The sequence below is a fragment of the Brevundimonas sp. UBA5936 genome (genome assembly GCA_002430835.1).
In the GTDB taxonomy this organism is placed as follows: Bacteria; Pseudomonadota; Alphaproteobacteria; order Caulobacterales; family Caulobacteraceae; genus Brevundimonas.
This window is the reverse complement of sequence record DJDA01000136.1, coordinates 1-3,275: the sequence shown is the minus strand read 5'-3', so window position 1 is coordinate 3,275 and position 3,275 is coordinate 1. Positions and strand designations below refer to the sequence as shown.

The window sequence follows — 3,275 nt, the reverse complement described above, 5'->3', positions numbered from 1 at the left end:
GTTGGCCGCGCGAGGCAGCCAGCCGCCGCCTTCGCGCAGGCGCAGGCCCGGCCGTTCGATCACGGCGCGGAAGACGGCCTCGTCCAGGGTCAACACCACCCGACTGCGCCGGTCGCCGCCGAGGCGCAAGGGATAGGCGCCGTTCGCATGGTCCAGCCAGGCGCCGGGGCGTTGCAGCAGGCTGCGGGCGCGTTCCAGTTGGCGGCTCATCGGCGGGCTCCGATCTCGGGCGCCAGATCGACCAACGGCAGTTCCATCACCGCGCGCAGCGCCCCCTCCAGCCCGTCCATCAGGGCGTCGTAGTCAGGCCGGTCGCGCTCATCCTCGGCCCAGCGGCAGGCGGCGCCCGCCGTCGCCCGGTTCAGGCCGAAGGCGTGGGCCACCCTTTCCAGCGGCCAGCCGAAGGAGACGTGCGCCAGATACATGGCCGACCAGCGCGCGCGACAGGCCCTGGGCCGCACCCGCTCGCGCCGCGTCATCTCGGCGGTCGGCACGCCCAGGGCCAGGCCCGACAGCGACAGGGCCGCGTCCGCCCGGATGCGGTCGCCCTCCGTCACCGGCACGCGATAGGGTTCCATGATCTGCGCTTCCTCCCGTCATTCCTGTGGATGCCGCCATTATGAGTGCGTTCGGCGACCGAGATAGGAATGTTGTCCTATCGAACGTCAGAAACGGTCGCTTCCCCAGGCGGGGTCCGGCATCGGCGGGGGCGGTTGTGCGCGGCCCCTGTGGAAGACGCGCCAGACGTCAACAGGGGAATGAGGGGGCGACGCCAAATAAATTAACGAATCCTTGACTCAGGACTCTGGACGGCGATTCGCAAATCACCTTAGGCGTTTCATATCGGGATGCGTTAACCCTTCTTAAGGTTTTGGCCCGTTAACGTTGGAACAAGGTTACCCGGCCGTCGCTCCCGCGCGGCTATCCCAAGCTTTGCCTGGAGGGGCAAGAATGCGCGTCCTGCTGATCGAAGACGACCACGCGACAGCCCAAAGCATTGAGCTGATGCTCAAGTCGGAAGGCTTTAACGTCTATACGACGGACCTGGGTGAGGAAGGCATCGATCTGGGCAAGATCTATGACTACGACCTCATTCTGCTCGACCTGAACCTGCCGGACATGAGCGGCCTTGAGGTTCTGCGTCAGCTGCGCAACGGCAAGATCAATACGCCGGTGATGATCCTCTCGGGCAGCCATGAGATCGACACCAAGGTCAAGACCTTCGGCGGCGGCGCCGACGACTATCTGACCAAGCCCTTCCACAAGGACGAGCTGATCGCGCGCACCCACGCCGTGGTCCGTCGCTCCAAGGGCCACGCCCAGGCCATCATCCACACCGGCGAGATCGCGGTGAACCTGGACGCCAAGACCGTCGAGGTGAACAGCCACCGCGTGCACCTGACCGGCAAGGAATATCAGATGCTGGAGCTGCTCTCCCTGCGCAAGGGCACGACCCTGACCAAGGAGATGTTCCTGAACCACCTGTACGGTGGCATGGACGAGCCGGAACTGAAGATCATCGACGTCTTCATCTGCAAGCTGCGCAAGAAGCTGGCGACGGCCGCCGGCGGCAAGCACTACATCGAGACCGTCTGGGGCCGCGGCTACGTCCTGCGTGACCCGGCCGAGGGCGCGATCACCGTCGCCGCCTGAGCGGGTCCGGCCTGAGCCTCCACTCAGGGTCGAACGAGAATGCAAGCGCCCGTCGGGACACCGGCGGGCGTTTTTGTTTGGCTGCATTCACATTGCGCGTGGGCGCAGACCCTTCATTTCCGCTCATCCCGGCGGACGCCGGGGCCCAGTGAGTAGGCCAAACGGGGGCCTGACGGTTAAGCTCGGCGCCTGAAGCCAAAGTGCTGGATCCCGGCGTCCGCCGGGATGAGCGGGGATATAGGGACGGAGTGAAAAGGTGAGCCCGGCGTTTTTCTTTGGCCGCTCCGAGGTTTGAGCGGAGGCTGGACGAGAAGGGGACGGCGCGAGACACATCCTCTCACGGATTGTTACGCCTGCGGCCTCGCCTTCGCAGGTGCAGCGCGCTAGTGAAACCCCGCATAAGGCGGGACTCAGTCTCGCGAGACCACGGTTCAGGAACTACGAAATGACCAAGTGGGTGTATGGCTTCGGCGGCGGGTCCGCTGACGGCGACGCGTCGATGAAGAACCTTCTCGGCGGCAAGGGCGCGAACCTGGCCGAGATGTCGTCCCTCGGCCTGCCGGTGCCCCCCGGCTTCACCATCACCACCGAGGTCTGCACCTGGTATTACGCCAACCAGGAAACCTATCCGACCGACCTGATCGATCAGGTCAAGGCGGCGCTGGCCCACGTCGAGAGCGTGGTGGGCAAGACCTTCGGCGACGCGGCAAACCCCCTGCTGGTGTCGGTGCGCTCGGGCGCTCGCGCCTCCATGCCGGGCATGATGGACACCGTCCTGAACCTGGGCCTGAACGATGAGACGGTCGAGGGCCTGGCCAAGTTGTCGGGCGACCGCCGCTTCGCCTTCGATTCCTATCGTCGCTTCATCACCATGTATTCCAACGTGGTTCTGGGTCTGGGCCACGACTATTTCGAAGAGGTGCTGGACGATCACAAGGATCGTCTGGGCGTCTCGGTCGACACCGAACTGACCGCCGAGAACTGGGAGAAGGTGGTCGCGGACTACAAGGCCCTGGTCGAGCGGGAACTGGGCAAGCCCTTCCCGCAGGATCCCCAGGCCCAGCTGTGGGGCGCCGTCGGCGCCGTGTTCGAAAGCTGGATGAACGACCGGGCGAAATTCTATCGCCGCATGCACGACATCCCCGAAAGCTGGGGCACGGCCGTCAACGTCCAGTCGATGGTGTTCGGCAATATGGGCGAGACCTCGGCCACCGGCGTCGCCTTCACCCGCAACCCCTCGACCGGCGAGAACCGCCTCTATGGCGAGTTCCTGATCAACGCCCAGGGCGAGGACGTGGTCGCGGGCATCCGCACGCCGCAGTCCCTGACCAAGGCGGGCCGCGAGGAAATGGGCGAAACGGCTCCCTCGATGGAAGAGGCGATGCCGCAGGTCTTCGCCCAGTTCGTCGACGTCGTGGGGCGGCTGGAAAGCCACTACCGCGACATGCAGGACATCGAGTTCACGGTCGAGCAGGGCCGCCTGTGGATGCTGCAGACCCGCAACGGCAAGCGCACGGCCAAGTCGGCGCTGAAGATCGCCGTCGATCTGGCCTCCGAAGGCGTCATCTCTCAGGATGAGGCCGTCAGCCGCGTCGAGCCGGGCGCGCTGGACCAGCTGCTGC

Annotated in this window: 3 protein-coding genes and 1 pseudogene; 2 read left to right on the top strand and 2 right to left on the bottom strand. The window is 65.4% G+C overall.

The window, feature by feature from the left end:
- Nucleotides 1–210, bottom strand: a pseudogene (locus B2Y21_RS14330) (hypothetical protein); the annotation flags it as partial.
- Nucleotides 207–578: a chromosomal replication initiator DnaA gene (locus tag B2Y21_RS14325; protein WP_128116018.1), complete on the bottom strand. Its 372-nt coding sequence runs from the start codon at nt 576–578 to the stop codon at nt 207–209. The pseudogene B2Y21_RS14330 and the gene B2Y21_RS14325, both read right to left, overlap by 4 nt.
- Nucleotides 579–951: 373 nt before the next feature.
- On the opposite strand from B2Y21_RS14325, the gene ctrA reads away from it, so the two are divergent.
- Together ctrA and B2Y21_RS14315 are read left to right on the top strand one after the other, a co-directional pair.
- Nucleotides 952–1,653 (top strand): response regulator transcription factor CtrA, encoded by a 702-nt coding sequence (gene ctrA / locus B2Y21_RS14320; RefSeq protein ID WP_125899925.1) that lies wholly within the window; start codon nt 952–954, stop codon nt 1,651–1,653.
- A 445-nt stretch (nt 1,654–2,098) separates the two neighbouring features.
- A partial coding sequence (locus B2Y21_RS14315; protein ID WP_292060494.1) for a PEP/pyruvate-binding domain-containing protein occupies nt 2,099–3,275 on the top strand: 1,177 nt, incomplete at its 3' end.

What these genes read in the sequence shown, in the direction of transcription:
- B2Y21_RS14325 (WP_128116018.1), bottom strand. Translation starts at nt 578, where the DNA reads ATGGAACCCTATCGCGTGCCGGTGACGGAGGGCGACCGCATCCGGGCG.
- ctrA (WP_125899925.1), top strand. Translation starts at nt 952, where the DNA reads ATGCGCGTCCTGCTGATCGAAGACGACCACGCGACAGCCCAAAGCATT.